A 15,033-nucleotide genomic window follows, 5' to 3' on the forward strand; every position below is an offset into this window, starting at 1 on the left:
CCACCGGCCCGACCGTCCCCGCCCCCTCCGACGACGAGATCGTCGCCGCCGTCGGCCCGCGCCTCCGACGCCTGCGCACCCGGCGCGACCGCACCCTCGTGTCCCTCGCAGCCGAGACGGGCATCTCGTCGAGCACCCTCTCGCGCCTCGAGAGCGGCGGTCGGCGCGCGACGCTGGAGCTGCTCCTCCCGATCGCCCGCGCCCTCGGGGCACCGCTCGACGAGCTCGTCGGCGCCGCGCCGGAGGATCCCCGCGTGCACGGGCGGCCGATGCGACGGAACGGCATGCTCATCCAGCCGCTCAGCCGCGACGCCGGCGCGCTCCAGGCGTTCAAGCACACGCTCCCACCGGGGCCGGTGCCGGAGCCCGCCGAGCAACGTGCCCACGAGGGCTTCGAGTGGCTCTACGTGCTGAGCGGGCGGCTCCGCCTGCGGCTCGGCGAGCACGATCTGGTGCTGCCGGCGGGCGAGGCCGCCGAGTTCGACACCCGGGTGCCGCACTGGTTCGGTCGCGCCGACGAGCAGCAGGTCGAGTTCCTCAGCCTGTTCGGCCGCCAGGGCGAGCGGATGCACGTCCGCGCATCCACGCGCCGCTGAGCGCGGCCACGCCTCGCCGAGCGCCTCGCGCGGCCACGCCTCGCCGAGCACCTCGCGCGGTCACGCCTCGCCGAGCACCTCGCGCGCGAAGCCCTCGGTGCGTGCCCGCAGAGTCGCGATCCGCTGCGCTCGCGCCGCCTCGAGGTCGAACCCGATGTAGGCGACCGACGGGCGCCGCCGCACGTTCACCGAGCATTCGAAGCGGGAGCAGACGAGCGTGCCGAGCGAGTCCCCCGCCCGCCCGGCCGCGCCGGCCTTCCGCGCCCCGAAGAAGACGACGTCGTTCGGGAGCTGCGCGTCGCGGCACCACGAGCACTGCGCCCGCGAGCGCGGCAGGGCGTCGGCCTGGGTGAGCAGGATCCCGACGAGGCGCTCCTCCAGCGGCACGACGACGTAGGCGCGGCGGCCCATCCGCCGGTCGCGCCAGCCGAGATGGTCGATGACCGACCAGTCCAGCGCGTCGAAGTCCTTCGGCAGCGCGAGATCGGCGACCTCCTTGCGGGAGGCGTTGACGAAGGACTCGCGGATCTCGGTCTCGGTCAGTGGCTGCATGGCGCTTCCGAGCCTAGGCCGGGATCAGCCCAGGTGGGCGACGGCCTCCTTCGGAGCCTGGGCGAGGAACTCCTCCTTCTTCACCCGGATCATCGCGACGGCGACGACGGAGGCGACGACCAGTCCGATCGCGGCCGCGACGAAGACCGCGGAGTAGCCGTCGACGAACGCGACCGGCGACTGCTGCTCGCCCGCGACTCCCGCGTAGAGGGTCGTGAAGATCGACAGCCCGATCGAGCCGCCGATCTGCATGGCGGCGTTGGCGGTCGCTCCGGCGGCACCGGCGTCGTGAGCCGCGACTCCGGTGAGCGCGAGGTTCTGCAGCGGCACGAAGACCATCGCCATGCCGACGCCCAGGAGGATCAGCGCGGGCAGCACCTCGAGGAGGTAGCCGCCGTCGGGGGTGATGCGGCTCAGGTAGAGGAGCCCGGCGGCCGCGATCAGCGGGCCGACGATCATCAGCACGCGCGGGCCGGTGCGCGGCAGCAGCTTGGCGGCGACTCCCGCGACGATCATGATCGTCACCGTCATCGGCAGGTTGGCCAGGCCGGCCTCGAGCGGCGGCAGGCCCAGGACCAGCTGCAGGTGCAGGGTCAGGTAGAGGGTGGAGCCGATCATCACGCTGCCGACGATCGCCTGCACCAGGAAGGCTCCCCCGCGGACGCGGTCGGCGACGATGCGCAGCGGCAGCGACGGGTGGTCGGAGCGGGCCTGGATCCGCACGAAGAGCGCCAGCAGCAGCACGCCGACCAGGAGGAAGCCGAGGGTGTCGACGCGGAGCCAGCCCTGCTCGGCGAGGGTGAAGCCGTAGACGACGCTCCCGAGCCCGAGCGCGACGGTGATCGTCCCGGCGACGTCGAAGCGGTTGCGCCCCTCCGCGCGGCTCTCGGTGACGAGCAGCTGGCCGGCGATCGCGCCGACCACGACGACGGGGACGTTGACGAGCAGGCACCAGCGCCAGTCGGCGAACTCGGTCAGCAGCCCGCCCAGCACGAGGCCGACGGCGGCGCCCGCTCCGGCGACCGCTCCGAAGACGGCGAAGGCCGTGCCCCGCTCGCGGCCGGAGGGGAAGGAGACGGTGAGGAGGGCCAGAGCGGCCGGAGCGAGCAGCGCAGCGAAGGCGCCCTGCAGCCCGCGGGCGGCGATCAGCTCGGTGCCGGAGGTGGCGAGGCCGCCCCAGGCGGAGGCTGCGCCGAAGCCGATCATCCCGATCAGGTAGGTGCGCTTGCGGCCGGTGTAGTCGGCGATGCGGCCGCCCAGGAGCAGGAGCGCGCCGAACGCGAGGGCGTAGGCGGTGACGACCCACTGGCGCTCGACGTCGGTGAGGCCGAGGTCCGCCTGCGCGGCGGGGAGGGCGATCGTGACGATGGTGCCGTCGAGCACGACGACGAGCTGCGTGAGCGCGAGGATCACGAGCACCCACCAGCGGCGGGCGGAGGAGGGAGCGGACGGGGAGGGCATGGCGGCCTTTCACACGGAGCGGAGCGGGACCGGCGGGTCCGGATCCGAGCCGCGTCATCGGGGCCGAACCACCCCAACCAGTTGGTTGGGCAAGGAGGAGTGTATCGTTCGAGCGCCCGGAGGTGAACCATGGAACCGAGATCCGATCCGCTGACGCCCGCTCGCGAGCGGATCCTCCGCGCCGCGTCCGTCGAGTTCGCCGCCCACGGCTTCGCGGGCGCCCGGGTCGACCGGGTGGCGGCTGCTGCGGGCCTGAACAAGGAGCGCCTCTACGCGTACTACGGCGGCAAGCGCGGGCTGTTCGTCGCGACCGTCGTCGAGGCGCTCGGCGCCCTCGACGAGACGCTCCTCGCCGACGCGGCGGACCTCCCCGATCTCGCGGGCCGCATGTTCGACCACGTCTGGGAGCACCCGGAGTTCCTCCGCCTGCTCACCTGGGCGCGCCTGGAGGGCGCCGGCGTGTGGGAGGAGGCCGGCGAGCATCTCGGCGGGGTCCCCGCCCCCGAGGCCCGGGTCCTCGAGTGGCAGCGCACCGGCGTCGTCGACGCGAGCTGGTCCGCCGACGACCTCTTCATCGCCCTCCTCGGCCTCTGCGAGATCTGGCACCTCACCCCCTTCGCGTCCCGCGGCGGCGAGGAGACCCGGGACCGCCGCCGCGCCTTCGTCGTGCACGTCGCGCGACTGGTGGGCTCACCGCGCTGAGTCCGGACCCTCGTCCGGCGTCGGCATCATCTGATTCTCGCGCTGCTGCAGCACGGCCCCCTCGTCGCCCGGGAGGACCACGCCGTCCGCTCGCTGCGCCTCGTCCTCGAGGAGGAGCGCTTCGACATCGCCGGGCACGCACGGCATCTCGGCCCCGATCATGTCCATCTCCTCGACAGCGCCGGTGACGAACGTCGCCCGCAGCACCGGTCCACCCGCCCCGTACACCGTCGGGCGCGGAGTCGAATCGGTCACCCGCCCCGTCATCCCCAGGGACTCCCAGGAGTCCGCGACCTTCCGCGCATCCCCCTCGACATCGGTGCCCGCGGGGGCCCACCAGTCGTAGCTGTAACTCGCGCCAGTCAGGCCGTCGCCGAGGCCGCACACATCGGGCCCGGCCGCGCCGTTCCGCGGCCACCAGCCCTCGATCTCGAGCCGTTCCGCGGAATTCCGCACGAACTCCACCACCCGATCCCGGCCCTCTCGGGCGGACGAGAGCGCCGCGAGGGAGTCGAGGAGGCGCCGGCCCCCGAGGGGCCGTGCCAGGGTGCTGACGGTGTCGAGGACAGGGGTGGAGAGCGCTCCTCCCCCGGCGGCCGCGAAGGCCAGGGAGATCTGCTCGACCCAGGTCGCGTCGGCCGCGCAGATCGACAGCAGCTCGCGGAAGCCCTGGAGCACCGAGAAGGACTCGACCGGCGCCCACGAGCAGCGGTTGCCGAACGCTCCCCAGGCGGCCATCAGATCGTGGAGCCGCGAGCGCAACGCCTCGTCCGCCTGCCGGGTCTGCGAGACGAAGACGTCGAGGTGCTCGGGGTCGGCGGAGGTCGTGCCACCCCCGGCGGACCCCACCGGGGACGTGCGGGCCACCGACTGCGGGGCGAACGCCGCACGGATCGGCGGCGGCACGACGGGCCGGTCGGACGGCGGACGGTCGACGACCTCGTCGACCCCGGCTGCGAGGGCCGCGGCCGGGTCGAGGCGGCGCCGCTGCTCCCGCTCGGCCGCCCGCGTCTCCCACGCCGCGTACGCCTCCCGGCGCTGCCGCTCCTCCTCGGCCTTCCTCGCGCCGACGTACGCGCCCCGGAACTCCTGGAGGGCGTGCTCGGCGGCGGCGGACCGCAGGACCCCTGGGAGGAGAGGGCGGCAGCGGTCTCGTCCGAGGCGCGGACCAGCTCCGTCGCTGCGGCGTGGTCGAAAGGGAACACGGTCACCGCCTCCTGAGTGAGAACATCTCAGGAACCATGGACCGGCTCCGGAACACACACGCGCTCGTGGCGCGAGACGAAGCGCTGGACGCACCCCGCCGACAGGCGCGCGCACGCAGAAGTGGCGCGGACCCCATCGGTCCGCGCCACTCGCTCAGATCCCGCGACTCATTCCGCCGCGGTCAGCCGCTCCAGATATCCCGCGAACGCGCGCAGGTCCTCCTCGGGCCAGGCGCTCAGCGCCTCCTGCATCCGCTGCCGCTGCTCCCCGCCGAGATCGCGCATCCGCTCGCACCCGGCAGAGCTGAGCGAGAGGAACCGCGCCCGGCCGTCGGCGGGATCGGAGGTCATCTCGACCAGTCCCAGATCGGCGAGCTGACGGGCCTGGCGGCTGATCGCACTGCGGTCGACGCCGAGCCGCTCCGCCACGGCACCGGAGTGGACCGGGCCGCACCGCTCGAGCATCCGCAGCAGCCGCAGTCCGAAGGGCGGCAGCGCCGGATCGATCGACGCCGCCGCGTCCCGGACGGCGAGACGCACCTGGACGGCGAGCGCGGTGATCTGCTCCTCGACCTCGTGCAGCGCCTCGGCCGAGGGCGCGGCGGCGGGCATCAGGAGCGCTCGATCACGTCGACGGAGCCGGTGGGAGCGGCGTGTCGGGCGCGCACGACGGCCTCCTCCTGCCGCTCCTCGTCGGCGTGACGGCCGTGCTCGGGAGTGGTCTCGCGACCCTCGCGGGCGTGCGTCGCGTCGTCCGTCCGCCGCGCCTGGCCGACGGGGCGCAGAGCCGCCTGGCCGTCGGAGGCGGCGATGAGCGCGTCCTCCGCAGCCTGCAGCGGAGTGGTGGGCTCCGCCTTGAGCTGCACCGCGTTCTTCGAGCCCAGGCTCACGTTGGGCAGGAGGATGACGGCGATCAGCGTGACGACCGCGAGCGGGATGCTGTAGAGGAACACGTCGCCCACACCGATGCCGTAGGCGCTCTCGACCACGACGCGCACGGCGTCGGGCAGAGTCGCCGGCTGCGGGATCGTGCCACTGCCCAGCGCCTGTGCGGCGAGCGCCTGGTCGGCCGGAGCGAGGCCCGCGATGCCGGTCTTGATCCGGTCGGCGATCACGGTGCCGAGCATCGAGCCCAGGACCGAGACGCCGACGGTGCCGCCGAGGCTGCGGAAGAACGTCACCGCGCTGGTCGCGACGCCGAGGTTCTTCACCTCGATCGAGTTCTGCACCACGAGGACGAGGTTCTGCATCAGCATGCCCAGGCCCGCACCGAGGACGGCCATGTAGATCCCCACGAGGACCAGGTCGGTGTCGTAGCGGAGGGTGCTGAGGAGCGAGGTCCCGATCACGGCGAGCACGCCGCCGCTGATCATGATCGCCTTCCACTTGCCGGTGCGCGAGATGATCCCGCCGAAGATCGTCGAGGCGATCAGCAGGCCGGCCATCATCGGAATGGTGAGCAGACCCGACTGGGTCGGCGTGGCTCCACGGGCGAGCTGCATGTACTGCGCGAGGAACACCGCGACGCCGAACATCGAGACGCCGACCGAGATGCTCGCCACGACGGCGAGGCTGAAGGTGCGGTTCTTGAACATGCCCATCGGGATGATCGGCTCGGACACGGTGAGCTCGGTGATCACGGCTGCGATGAGCAGCACGACGGCTCCGCCGACCATGACCGCGGTCTCCCACGAGGCCCAGTCGAAGTTCTTGCCGGCGAGCGAGACCCAGATCAGCAGGAGCGACACGCCGCCCGCGATGAGCACGGCGCCGAGGTAGTCGATCTTCACGGTGCGCTTGGGGTGCGCGGGGAGGCGCAGCGTCACCTGGAGGAGGATGATCGCGACGATCGCGACGGGCATCGCGATGAAGAAGTTCCAGCGCCAGCCGAACGCGTCGGTGACGACGCCGCCGAGCAGAGGTCCGCCGACGGTGCCGATCGCCATCACGCCGCCGAAGAGGCCGGCGTACTTGCCGCGCTCCCGGGGGCTGATGATGTCGGCCATGATGATCTGGCTCAGCGCGGCGAGTCCGCCGGCGCCCAGGCCCTGGAACACGCGGAAGACGATCAGCATGTTCGTGTCCTGCGAGAAGCCGGCCAGCGCGGAGCCGACGACGAACAGCCCGAGGGCGAGCTGGATCAGCAGCTTGCGGTTGAACAGGTCGGCGAACTTGCCCCAGAGCGGGGTGGAGACCGTGGTCGCGAGCAGGGTCGCGGTGACGACCCAGGTGTAGGCGTTCTGGTCGCCCTTGAGGTCGGAGATGATCCGGGGCAGCGAGGTCGACACGACCGTGCCCGCGAGGATCGAGACGAACATGCCCAGCAGCAGGCCGCTGAGCGATTCGAGCACCTGGCGGTGCGACATGGCGCCGTCAGGCCCGGCGGGGGCGTGCGGCGCGGCGGTTCCGCGCGGTGCGGCGCGGTGTTCGGGGTGTGACATGGGCTCCTCTTCAGCACGGCGGCGGTTCTAGTTGACTGTGATCAACTATTGACCGAGAGCAACTATATAGCCGGGCGTGGCGAATCTCCAGTGGCACTCTGCTGCCGTCCAGGCGCCGCTCCGGCCGCGCCTATCCTCGGAGCATGGACAACATCGATCGGAAGATCCTCGATCTGCTGCGCCAGAACTCCCGCGCGGGCTACGGCGACATCGGCGGAGTGGTCGGGCTCTCCGCCTCCGCGGTGAAGCGCCGGGTCGACCGCCTGGTGGCCGACGGCGTCATCCGCGGCTTCACGATCAAGGTCGATCCCGCCGTCGACGGCATGGCCACGGAGGCCTACGTCGAGCTCTTCTGCCGCGGCACAGTCGCACCCGACGAGCTCCGCCGCATCCTCTCCGCCGTCCCCGAGGTCGTCGACGCGGGCACGGTCACCGGCTCCGCCGACGCGATCGTCCACATCCGCTCGCGCGACATCCCCAGCCTCGAGCTCGCCCTCGAGAAGGTCCGCATCGCGCCCAACGTCGACCACACGCGCTCGGCGATCGTCCTCTCCCGCCTCATCCAGCGCAGCGAGGCCTGACGGATCACGCCACCTCCTCGACGCGCCTCGCGACCGCCTGGTAGTCCATTCCTGTGTGGTTGATCCAGGAGGGCGAGCATGGGCGACAGGGAACAGGCCGGCACAGCGGCACGACGAAGACGGCGCATCTGGCTGATGCTGCCGGCCCTGTTCGTCGGAGTCCTGGCCGGGCACCTCGTCGCGACCGCGGTGGGCGCCGAGGATCCGTGGGACGTCGTGGTCACCGCTGCCGCTGCGGCAGCGGTGGCGTCCGTCGTCCTCGCCCTCGTCGACCGGCGGCGCTGAGCCCTCCCTTCTGGATCGGACTCCGATGGAGGGAACGACGATGGAACAACAGAAGACGAGCACGGCACTGATCGCGGCGGCGGCCGCTCTGCTGGCGGTGCCCCTGTTCACGGCGCAGGCCGCGCACGCCGAGCCGGCGAGGCAGGAGACGAGCGGCCGGGTGCACCTCGAGGCACGGGGCGGATCGGCGTCGACGGTGACCTTCGACGTCACCGACGGCACGCGGATCGTCGAGTCGGCGGGCGGCGGGGTCGGCTTCACGGACGGCGCCCAGACGTCGGACGCGCTCCCGGAGAGGATCGACGTCGGGCGCGGCCGCACCGTGTCGGGCCACTGGTCGATCGACGACTCCGACACGCTCACCTTCCACTTCGCCGCGGACTCGGCGTCGCGCTCAGCGACAGGAGGCCTGCACCTGAACAGCGACTGGAGCTCGCCCGAGTGGGATCACTGCGTCGCCGGGAGCGGCGTCAGCGGTGCCGCGACCGGCGAGGTGATCGGCGCGATCTCCGGTCCCGGCGCGATCGCCTCCGCGACCGGCGGGCTGCTCGCGGGGATCATCGGCGGGGCGATCACCTGCTGAGCGCCGCCTGCTGAACGACCCGGATCAGGCGGGCGCGTCCGCTGCGGTGTGGACGCGCTCGCCGCCGATCCAGGTGCCCAGCACCCGGGTGTCCCCGATCGCGCGGGGGTCGCCGTCGAAGGGGTCCCGGTCGAGCAGGGCGAAGTCCGCTGCGAGTCCCACGGCGATCGAGCCCGACTCGGCCTCCAGGCCGTTCACCCACGCCGAGCCCGCCGTGGAGGCGGAGAGTGCGGCGCCGAGATCGAGGCGCTGCTCCGGGAGGAACACCTCCTCGCTCCACCCCGGCTCGCGCTCGGACGGCGCCGAGAGACGGTTCACCGCGACGTGGATCGCGGCGAGCGGGTCGGGCGTCGACACCGGCCAGTCGCTCCCCGCGGCGAGCACCGCGCCCGAGCGGAGCAGATCGCCGAAGGGGTACTGCCACGAGCCGCGCCGCTCACCGAGGAACGGCAGCGTCAGCTCCACCATCTGCGGCTCCAGCGAGGCCCACAGCATCTGCAGGTTCGCCGCGACGTCGAGCGCCCGGAAGCGCGGCAGGTCGTCCGGATGCACGACCTGCAGATGAGCGAGGTGATGACGGTTGCCGCGGCGCCCGTTCGTCTCGATCGCCCGCTCGACCGCGTCCAGGCACTCGCGCACGGCGCGGTCGCCGATCGCGTGGAAGTGCACCTGGAACCCGGCCGCGTCCAGGAGCGGCACGGCCTCGCTCAGGAGGCGCGGGTCGACCATCGAGAGTCCGTCGCCGTGACCGTGTCCACCGTGCCCGTCCAGGTAGGGCTCGAGCATCGCCGCCGTGAAGTTCTCGGCGATCCCGTCCTGCATGATCTTGACGGTCGTCGGGGCGAAGCGGTCGGTGGCGAGCGCCGCGCGCCGCGCGATCAGCTCCGGGATTTGCTCGATGCCGCGGCCGCGGTCCCACCACAGCGCGCCGCGGACCCGCCCGGTCAGCTCGCCGCTGAGCGCCGCGCGGCGGTACGCCGGTCCGGGGTCGCCCACGTCGCCGTAGGAGCCGATGATCGCGTCCTGCCACGCCGTCACCCCGAACGAGTGCAGGGTCTGCTGTCCGAGGAGCAGGGCGCGGTGGAGCTCATCGGCGCTCGCGGGCGGGAGGTGGCGGCGGACCGCGTCCATGGCACCCTCGTGCAGAGTGCCGGACGGGCTGCCGTCGGCCAGCCGCTCGATCCGTCCGTCGGCGGGGTCCGGCGTCGTGCGGTCGATCCCCGCGAGGCGCAGCGCGGCGGAGTTGACCCAGGCTCCGTGCCCGTCGGCGTTGGTGAGGAAGGCGGGCCGGTCCGGGACGACCGTGTCGAGCTCGCGCGCGGTCGGGGTGCCTGCGGGGAAGTCGGGCAGCTTCCAGCCGCCGCCGAGGATCCACTCCGCTCCGCTCTCCCGTGCCGCGTAGGCCGCGATCGTCGCGAGGTGCTCGGCGGGCGATCCGCCCTCTCCGAGCCAGCAGCGCAGCCGCGCGGCGCCGCCCCAGACCGGATGCACGTGGGCGTCCTGGAAGCCGGGGACGAGCATCCGCCCGTCGAGGTCGACGACCTCGCTGCGCGGCCCGATCCACTCGGAGACGTCGGCGCCCACCGCGACGATCCGTCCTCCGACGACAGCGACGCCGTGCGCTCGGGAGCGCACGGCGTCGGCAGTGAAGACGGCGCCGCCGGTCAGGACGAGATCAGCGGCGCGCACGGGGTCAGAAGCCCCCGGGAGAGAAGGCCGCAGTCAACTGCGAGAACAGCGACACCGTCCAGCCGATCGCGATCAGGAAGGACACGACCACGACACCGAGGAAGATCCAGAGCGGGAGGAGTCCGCCGCCGGTCACGCGCTTCACGACCACGCTGCGGCCGATCACGTACACGTAGGGCGGGACGAGGAAGGCCCACGCCCAGTGGAAGGGACGCTGCACGCCGGCCCGCTTCAGCTGGCGCCAGTCGAGGAAGGCGAAGACGACCTCCGCGGCGTAGAGCAGGAAGCCGACGACCTGGAGCACGCCGAGACCGAGGAAGTACGCGGGCGACATGCCCATCGACGAGCTCGGACCGTAGGTCGAGGCCATCGAGGACTCGACGATGGCGCTCGGCGGGAGCAGGAAGATCGAGAGCGCCGAGAGCAGCGGCAGGAGGACGACGACCCAGATCCACGGCGTGGCGGTGACGATGCTCGTGTCGCGCTGCTGCACGGGTGCTCCGGGAGCCGCGGCGTAGGCAGGGTACTGCGGCTGCTGCTGGCCGGAGGGCTGCTGCGCCTGCTGGCCGTACTGCTGGGGAGCCTGCTGGCCGTAGCCCTGCTGGCCGTACTGCTGGGGAGCCTGCTGGCCGTAGCCCTGCTGGCCGTACTGCTGGGGAGCCTGCTGGCCGTAGCCCTGCTGCGGCTGCTGCTGCCCCTCGGGCTGCCGGCCGTAGCCCTGCTGCGGGTCGGCGGACGACGGCTGCTGCGGGTACTGACCTGAGGCCGACTGCCCGTAGCTCGTCGCGGCTCCGCTCGACGTCTCCCCGTAGGCGGGACGCTCCGCGGGGGCGGCGGGCGGAGTCGGCGCGGTCGGCGGAACGGGAGTCGCGGCGGCCTGCGCCGACCCGCTCTCGGCCGGGGCGGTCGGAGTGGCCGCGGGCGCGTCGCGGAGCGACTCCGTCCAGCCGGTTCCGTCCCACCAGCGCTGACGGGACGAGCCCGCCGGGTCCGGGTACCACCCGGCGCGGGGTCCGGAGGCCTCCCCGCCCGTGCTCGCGCCCTGGTCCGTGCCGGTTCCGTTGTCGTCCGTCATGGCGTCCTCCACTCCCCTCCGGGCGTCTGCCCGCGATCTCGGACCACCGTAGCGCCGCGATGCGATGCGTGGCCTGAGGGCGGGCTGATCGCGCGCTGTCCGAGCGCTGTCCGCGCCGGCAGGCGCCGGGGCGCGGCGACCGCCAGGATGGTCGCATGCCCCACCTCCTCCGAGCCCGTGCCGCCCTCTTCGACATGGACGGGACGCTCGTCGACTCGACGGCCGTCGTCGAGACCATCTGGGGTGCCTTCGCCGAGCGCTTCGCTCTCGACCACGACGCGGTGCTCGGCGCCGTGCACGGAGTCCGCGCCGCCGACAGCGTCCGCCGCTTCGCTCCGGCCGGCAGCGACGTCGACGCGATCGTCGCGGAGCTCGACGCGTACGAGCTCGAGCACACCGAGGGCACCGTCGAGATCCCCGGTGCGACGGCGTTCCTCGCCTCGCTCCCCCGCGAGCGCGTCGCCCTGGTCACGTCCGCGAGCCCGGCACTGGCCGCCGCCCGTCTGGCCGCGGCGGGCGTCCCCTCCCCCGACACCGTCGTCACCGCGCACGACGTCGCGAACGGCAAGCCCGCTCCCGACTGCTACCTCGCCGCCGCGGCCCTGCTCGGCGTCTCCCCCGAGGACGCGCTGGTGTTCGAGGACGCCGAGGCCGGCATCCGGGCGGGTCTGGACGCCGGCATGCGCGTGATCGTCGTCGGGAGCCACGAGAGCGCGAGCACCCGGGGGCTGCCCCGGATCGCGCACTACTCCGACGCGCACGCCGCGCTCGAGGGCGACGAGCTCGTCGTCACCCTCGGCGGGCCTCAGTAGCGGATCGCGTCGATCACCTTCACCCGCACGGCGACGATCGCCGGCACGAGGCCGGCGAGCGCGCCGACGAGGGTGGCCGCCCCGAGCCCGAGCAGCGCCGCCTCGGCCGGGAACGGCGGGATGTCGGTGATCCCGTTGTCCTGCACGAAGGCCACGGTCCACGGGTTCGTGACGAGGATGACCGCGATCGTCACGCCGACGACTCCGGCGACCACGGTCGCCACGACGCTCTCCATCATGATCGAGAAGAAGATGCGGCCGGAGGAGGCGCCGAAGCTGCGCCGGATGCCGATCTCGCGGATCCGCTGCCGGACGGTGACCAGGGCGATGTTGAGCAGTCCGAGCGCGCCGAGCGCCAGCACCAGGCCCGCCACGCCGCCGATCACCCAGGTCAGCACGCCGAACGGGTCGGAGTCGTAGACCAGGTAGTCCTGCCGGTCGACCGACACCTCGACGTCGGGTCCCAGGGCACCGGCCACGTCGCGCTCCACCGCCGCGGCGAGGGGCTCGGCCACCTCGAGCGGCACCCACATCTCGTAGTTCGGCACGCCCTGCCCGCCGTACTGCGGATCGACGTCGCGGGCGACCGCCGGGTAGGCGTCCGCGAGCATCATCATCGACGGATCCGTCTCGAACTGCGAGGAGGGGGTCACGCCGACCACCACGCCCGTGACGTCGCGCTCGGAGCCGAGCAGGGTGACCACCGGGTGGGTGCGCAGATCCGGGCTCCCGATCCGCTCCCAGAAGCGCTCGTTGACGACGAGGGCGGGAGCGAGGCGCTGGGAGTCGCGGGCCGTGAACCAGGCGCCGTCCACGATCTTCAGCCGGTGCATCTCGGCGAAGGGCTGGTCGACCGCCTGCACCGCGACGTCGACGGCGCCGTCGGCGAACTGGACGCGCGCGCTGCCGTAGGTCGAGCGGCTCGCGTAGGTGATGGAGTAGCGCTCGAGCGCGCCGGTCCAGGCGGCCTGGAGGGCGTCGGCGTCGAGCTCGGCGCTGCCGGTGCCGGAGGCGTAGGCGGAGAGGAAGAGGCTCGCCGGCCGCCCGCTGGATCGCTCGGCCTGCTCGATGCTGGCCTGGCGGGCGATGCCGCCGGCGGCCACGACCGCGGTCAGGGCGGCGACGGCCACCGCGACGCCGATCAGCGAGAGCAGCACGCGGCCGCGGTGGATCCGCAGCTCGGTCCACGCCTCCACGATCGCCCCGGCGATCCCGACGAGCGCGCGCATCAGAGGACCACCGCCTCGGCGACGGTGCCCGCATCCGCGGTCGCGCCCAGGCGGCCGTGGTCGAGCCGGTAGTGGCGCTCGGCCCGCGCCGCGATGGCCGGGTCGTGGGTGATGGTGACCAGCGCCGAGCCGGACTCGCGCGCGATCTCGTCGAGCAGGCCCATCACGCTCTCGCCGGTGTCGGTGTCGAGGGCACCCGTCGGCTCGTCGGCGAGGATCAGTCGCGGTCGGCGCACCAGAGCGCGGGCGATCGCGATCCGCTGCTGCTCGCCGCCGGACATGCGCCCGGGCATCGAGTCCACGCGGTGCCCGAGGCCGACCCGCTCCAGCATCTCGGCCGCGAGGTCGCGGCGGCGCCAGAACTCCGACCCGGTCGCGTAGAGCAGCGGCGTCATCACGTTCTCGCGAGCGGTCCGCCCCTCGAGCAGGTTGAACTGCTGGAAGATGAAGCCGATGCTGCCGCCGCGGATGCGCGCGCGGGCCCGCGAGGACAGGGTCTCGGTGGGAGCGCCCTCGAGCAGCATCCGCCCCTCGGTGGGCTCGTCGATGAGCCCGAGGATGTTGAGCAGCGTCGACTTGCCGGACCCGCTGCGCCCCACGACCGAGACGTGGTCGCCCTCGCCCACCTCGAGATCGACGCCGTCCAGGATCGTCAGCGGCGGCGCGTCGGGCAGGGGCACGACCTTGCGGATCCCCTCGAGCCGGAGGATCGTCACGAGCAGAAGACCGAGCCGTCGGGCTGCGCGATGCAGTCGCCGCCCAGCTGGACGTCGGGAGCCGCCTCCTCCGCGCCCGGCACGAACTGCAGGAGCTCGGCGCCCTCCTCCACTCCGCCGGTGATCTCGACGGAGCTGCCGTCGGTGAGTCCCAGCGTCACCGGGACCTCCTCGGTGCTGCCGTCGTCCGCTCGGCGGAAGACGACGCCGGACTCCGCCGTGCCCTCGACCGCGGTGGTCGGCACGACGAGGACGTCCTCGGCCCTGCCTCCCGCGAGCGTCACCGAGGCGGCGAGCCCGGGGAACACGGTGACCTCCGTCGGCACCTGACAGGTGAAGCTCGTGCCGGAGCCGCCGGTCGAGGTCCCGCCGCCTCCGCCGTCCGTCGCTCCGCCGGTCGTGCCGCCCTCGCCGGCTCCGGCGAGAGGGGTGCTGATGGTGAGGTCGGTGCAGGTGAAGCCCGCGGGCCCGCCGGTGATCGCGACCTGCGCCTCCGTCGGCCGGTTCTGGATGCGGTAGAGCTGCTGCGCGTCGATCGTGCCGGTGACGGCGTAGCTCGGCGGCGCGACCTGGCCGGTCACCTCGCCGACCGTGACGGCCTGGTCGTGGATGACGCCGAGCGCGCTGAGGGTGCCGCCGGTCGCGGCGTAGACCCGCTCGAAGCGCACGGAGGGCTCCTGCTGGGTGAGGGTGACGGCGCCGTCCGGGCCGGTCGTCTCGACCGGGTCGCGCGGAGTCTCGACGCGGATGTCGTAGATCAGATCGCCCGACGCGACGGCCGCGCCCTGCTGCACGTAGACGTCGTCGACCGTTCCGGCCGCCGTCGCCTTCAGCGGCACGGCGGGGTCGGCGGCGACGGTGCCCTGGAGGGTGAGGTCGTTGGTGACCGTGCCGCGGGCGACCGCGACAGTGGGCTCGGTGATCTCACCGGTCGGCTGCGTCGGATCGGCCTCGGCCGCACCGTCCGGGAAGAACGCGATCTTCACGAGGGCGATGCTCGCCGCTCCGATGATGACCATCCACACGATCGGGAACACCCAACGCCGAACCGCACCCATCCCGTCCCCCGACTCCGCTTCCAGGGCGCTCCGCCGTGGGGCGCCGGA

The 15,033-nt window shown here is 73.1% G+C and carries 16 protein-coding genes; 6 read left to right on the plus strand and 10 right to left on the minus strand.

Going from position 1 to position 15,033, the window contains the following annotated elements:
- Positions 1-38 precede the first annotated feature (38 nt).
- On the plus strand, positions 39-596 hold the full coding sequence (locus C5D08_RS05655; RefSeq protein ID WP_104276309.1) for a helix-turn-helix domain-containing protein: 558 nt from the start codon (positions 39-41) through the stop codon (positions 594-596).
- Positions 597-656: 60 nt separating this feature from the next.
- Here C5D08_RS05655 and C5D08_RS05660 read toward each other — a convergent pair whose 3' ends face one another.
- Together C5D08_RS05660 and C5D08_RS05665 are read right to left on the minus strand one after the other, a co-directional pair.
- Complete coding sequence (locus C5D08_RS05660; protein ID WP_104276204.1) at positions 657-1,148, minus strand: FBP domain-containing protein; 492 nt, start codon at positions 1,146-1,148, stop codon at positions 657-659.
- A 24-nt stretch (positions 1,149-1,172) separates the two neighbouring features.
- Positions 1,173-2,609, minus strand: a complete 1,437-nt coding sequence (locus C5D08_RS05665) for an MFS transporter (RefSeq protein WP_104276205.1) — start codon at positions 2,607-2,609, stop codon at positions 1,173-1,175.
- Positions 2,610-2,738: 129 nt separating this feature from the next.
- Here C5D08_RS05665 and C5D08_RS05670 point away from each other — a divergent pair, with 129 nt between their 5' ends.
- Positions 2,739-3,311: a TetR family transcriptional regulator gene (locus C5D08_RS05670; protein WP_104276206.1), complete on the plus strand. Its 573-nt coding sequence runs from the start codon at positions 2,739-2,741 to the stop codon at positions 3,309-3,311.
- Here the strand turns inward: C5D08_RS05670 and C5D08_RS05675 are convergent.
- From C5D08_RS05675 to C5D08_RS05685, 3 genes are all read right to left on the minus strand, one after another.
- Entirely contained in the window at positions 3,300-4,217 is a 918-nt protein-coding gene (locus tag C5D08_RS05675) for a hypothetical protein (RefSeq protein WP_104276207.1), read from the minus strand. The two genes, C5D08_RS05670 and C5D08_RS05675, sit on opposite strands and share 12 nt — an antisense overlap.
- 467 nt (positions 4,218-4,684) lie before the next feature.
- Positions 4,685-5,128 (minus strand): MarR family winged helix-turn-helix transcriptional regulator, encoded by a 444-nt coding sequence (locus C5D08_RS05680; protein WP_104276208.1) that lies wholly within the window; start codon positions 5,126-5,128, stop codon positions 4,685-4,687.
- Positions 5,128-6,882 carry an MDR family MFS transporter gene (locus C5D08_RS05685; RefSeq protein WP_104276209.1) on the minus strand — a complete coding sequence of 585 codons (1,755 nt, stop codon included), beginning with the start codon at positions 6,880-6,882 and terminating at the stop codon, positions 5,128-5,130. The genes C5D08_RS05680 and C5D08_RS05685 overlap by 1 nt, the downstream gene beginning before the upstream one ends.
- A gap of 218 nt (positions 6,883-7,100) precedes the next feature.
- Here C5D08_RS05685 and C5D08_RS05690 point away from each other — a divergent pair, with 218 nt between their 5' ends.
- The 3 genes from C5D08_RS05690 to C5D08_RS05695 all read left to right on the plus strand — a co-directional run bounded on the left by C5D08_RS05690 (position 7,101) and on the right by C5D08_RS05695 (position 8,406).
- Positions 7,101-7,538 (plus strand): Lrp/AsnC family transcriptional regulator, encoded by a 438-nt coding sequence (locus tag C5D08_RS05690; protein ID WP_104222855.1) that lies wholly within the window; start codon positions 7,101-7,103, stop codon positions 7,536-7,538.
- Positions 7,539-7,616: 78 nt separating this feature from the next.
- On the plus strand, positions 7,617-7,823 hold the full coding sequence (locus C5D08_RS16625) for a hypothetical protein (RefSeq protein ID WP_146082628.1): 207 nt from the start codon (positions 7,617-7,619) through the stop codon (positions 7,821-7,823).
- Positions 7,824-7,863: 40 nt separating this feature from the next.
- Positions 7,864-8,406 (plus strand): hypothetical protein, encoded by a 543-nt coding sequence (locus C5D08_RS05695; RefSeq protein WP_146086057.1) that lies wholly within the window; start codon positions 7,864-7,866, stop codon positions 8,404-8,406.
- Positions 8,407-8,430: 24 nt separating this feature from the next.
- Here C5D08_RS05695 and C5D08_RS05700 read toward each other — a convergent pair whose 3' ends face one another.
- Together C5D08_RS05700 and C5D08_RS17270 are read right to left on the minus strand one after the other, a co-directional pair.
- Entirely contained in the window at positions 8,431-10,095 is a 1,665-nt protein-coding gene (locus C5D08_RS05700; RefSeq protein ID WP_104276211.1) for an amidohydrolase, read from the minus strand.
- A 4-nt stretch (positions 10,096-10,099) separates the two neighbouring features.
- Positions 10,100-11,170: a DUF2510 domain-containing protein gene (locus tag C5D08_RS17270; RefSeq protein ID WP_258067330.1), complete on the minus strand. Its 1,071-nt coding sequence runs from the start codon at positions 11,168-11,170 to the stop codon at positions 10,100-10,102.
- A 155-nt stretch (positions 11,171-11,325) separates the two neighbouring features.
- Here C5D08_RS17270 and C5D08_RS05710 point away from each other — a divergent pair, with 155 nt between their 5' ends.
- Complete coding sequence (locus C5D08_RS05710) at positions 11,326-11,982, plus strand: HAD-IA family hydrolase (RefSeq protein ID WP_104276212.1); 657 nt, start codon at positions 11,326-11,328, stop codon at positions 11,980-11,982.
- Here the strand turns inward: C5D08_RS05710 and C5D08_RS05715 are convergent.
- From C5D08_RS05715 to C5D08_RS05725, 3 genes are read right to left on the minus strand one after another with little or no spacing between them, the layout of a single operon-like run.
- Positions 11,976-13,211: an ABC transporter permease gene (locus C5D08_RS05715; RefSeq protein ID WP_104276213.1), complete on the minus strand. Its 1,236-nt coding sequence runs from the start codon at positions 13,209-13,211 to the stop codon at positions 11,976-11,978. The genes C5D08_RS05710 and C5D08_RS05715 overlap by 7 nt on opposite strands.
- On the minus strand, positions 13,211-13,927 hold the full coding sequence (locus C5D08_RS05720; RefSeq protein WP_104276214.1) for an ABC transporter ATP-binding protein: 717 nt from the start codon (positions 13,925-13,927) through the stop codon (positions 13,211-13,213). Before C5D08_RS05720 ends, C5D08_RS05715 begins: the two co-directional genes overlap by 1 nt.
- Positions 13,924-14,946 (minus strand): efflux RND transporter periplasmic adaptor subunit, encoded by a 1,023-nt coding sequence (locus tag C5D08_RS05725; RefSeq protein ID WP_146082626.1) that lies wholly within the window; start codon positions 14,944-14,946, stop codon positions 13,924-13,926. The genes C5D08_RS05720 and C5D08_RS05725 overlap by 4 nt, the downstream gene beginning before the upstream one ends.
- Positions 14,947-15,033: the final 87 nt, after the last annotated feature.

The sequence above is a fragment of the Rathayibacter sp. AY1B6 genome (assembly GCF_002932755.1).
Taxonomy (GTDB): domain Bacteria; phylum Actinomycetota; class Actinomycetes; order Actinomycetales; family Microbacteriaceae; genus Rathayibacter.

Coding starts and splice junctions, on each gene's coding strand:
- C5D08_RS05660 (WP_104276204.1), bottom strand. CDS start 1,148: ATGCAGCCACTGACCGAGACCGAGATCCGCGAGTCCTTCGTCAACGCC.
- C5D08_RS05665 (WP_104276205.1), bottom strand. CDS start 2,609: ATGCCCTCCCCGTCCGCTCCCTCCTCCGCCCGCCGCTGGTGGGTGCTC.
- C5D08_RS05670 (WP_104276206.1), top strand. CDS start 2,739: ATGGAACCGAGATCCGATCCGCTGACGCCCGCTCGCGAGCGGATCCTC.
- C5D08_RS05680 (WP_104276208.1), bottom strand. CDS start 5,128: ATGCCCGCCGCCGCGCCCTCGGCCGAGGCGCTGCACGAGGTCGAGGAG.
- C5D08_RS05685 (WP_104276209.1), bottom strand. CDS start 6,882: ATGTCGCACCGCCAGGTGCTCGAATCGCTCAGCGGCCTGCTGCTGGGC.
- C5D08_RS05690 (WP_104222855.1), top strand. CDS start 7,101: ATGGACAACATCGATCGGAAGATCCTCGATCTGCTGCGCCAGAACTCC.
- C5D08_RS16625 (WP_146082628.1), top strand. CDS start 7,617: ATGGGCGACAGGGAACAGGCCGGCACAGCGGCACGACGAAGACGGCGC.
- C5D08_RS05695 (WP_146086057.1), top strand. CDS start 7,864: ATGGAACAACAGAAGACGAGCACGGCACTGATCGCGGCGGCGGCCGCT.
- C5D08_RS17270 (WP_258067330.1), bottom strand. CDS start 11,170: ATGACGGACGACAACGGAACCGGCACGGACCAGGGCGCGAGCACGGGC.
- C5D08_RS05710 (WP_104276212.1), top strand. CDS start 11,326: ATGCCCCACCTCCTCCGAGCCCGTGCCGCCCTCTTCGACATGGACGGG.
- C5D08_RS05715 (WP_104276213.1), bottom strand. CDS start 13,211: ATGCGCGCGCTCGTCGGGATCGCCGGGGCGATCGTGGAGGCGTGGACC.
- C5D08_RS05725 (WP_146082626.1), bottom strand. CDS start 14,946: ATGGTCATCATCGGAGCGGCGAGCATCGCCCTCGTGAAGATCGCGTTC.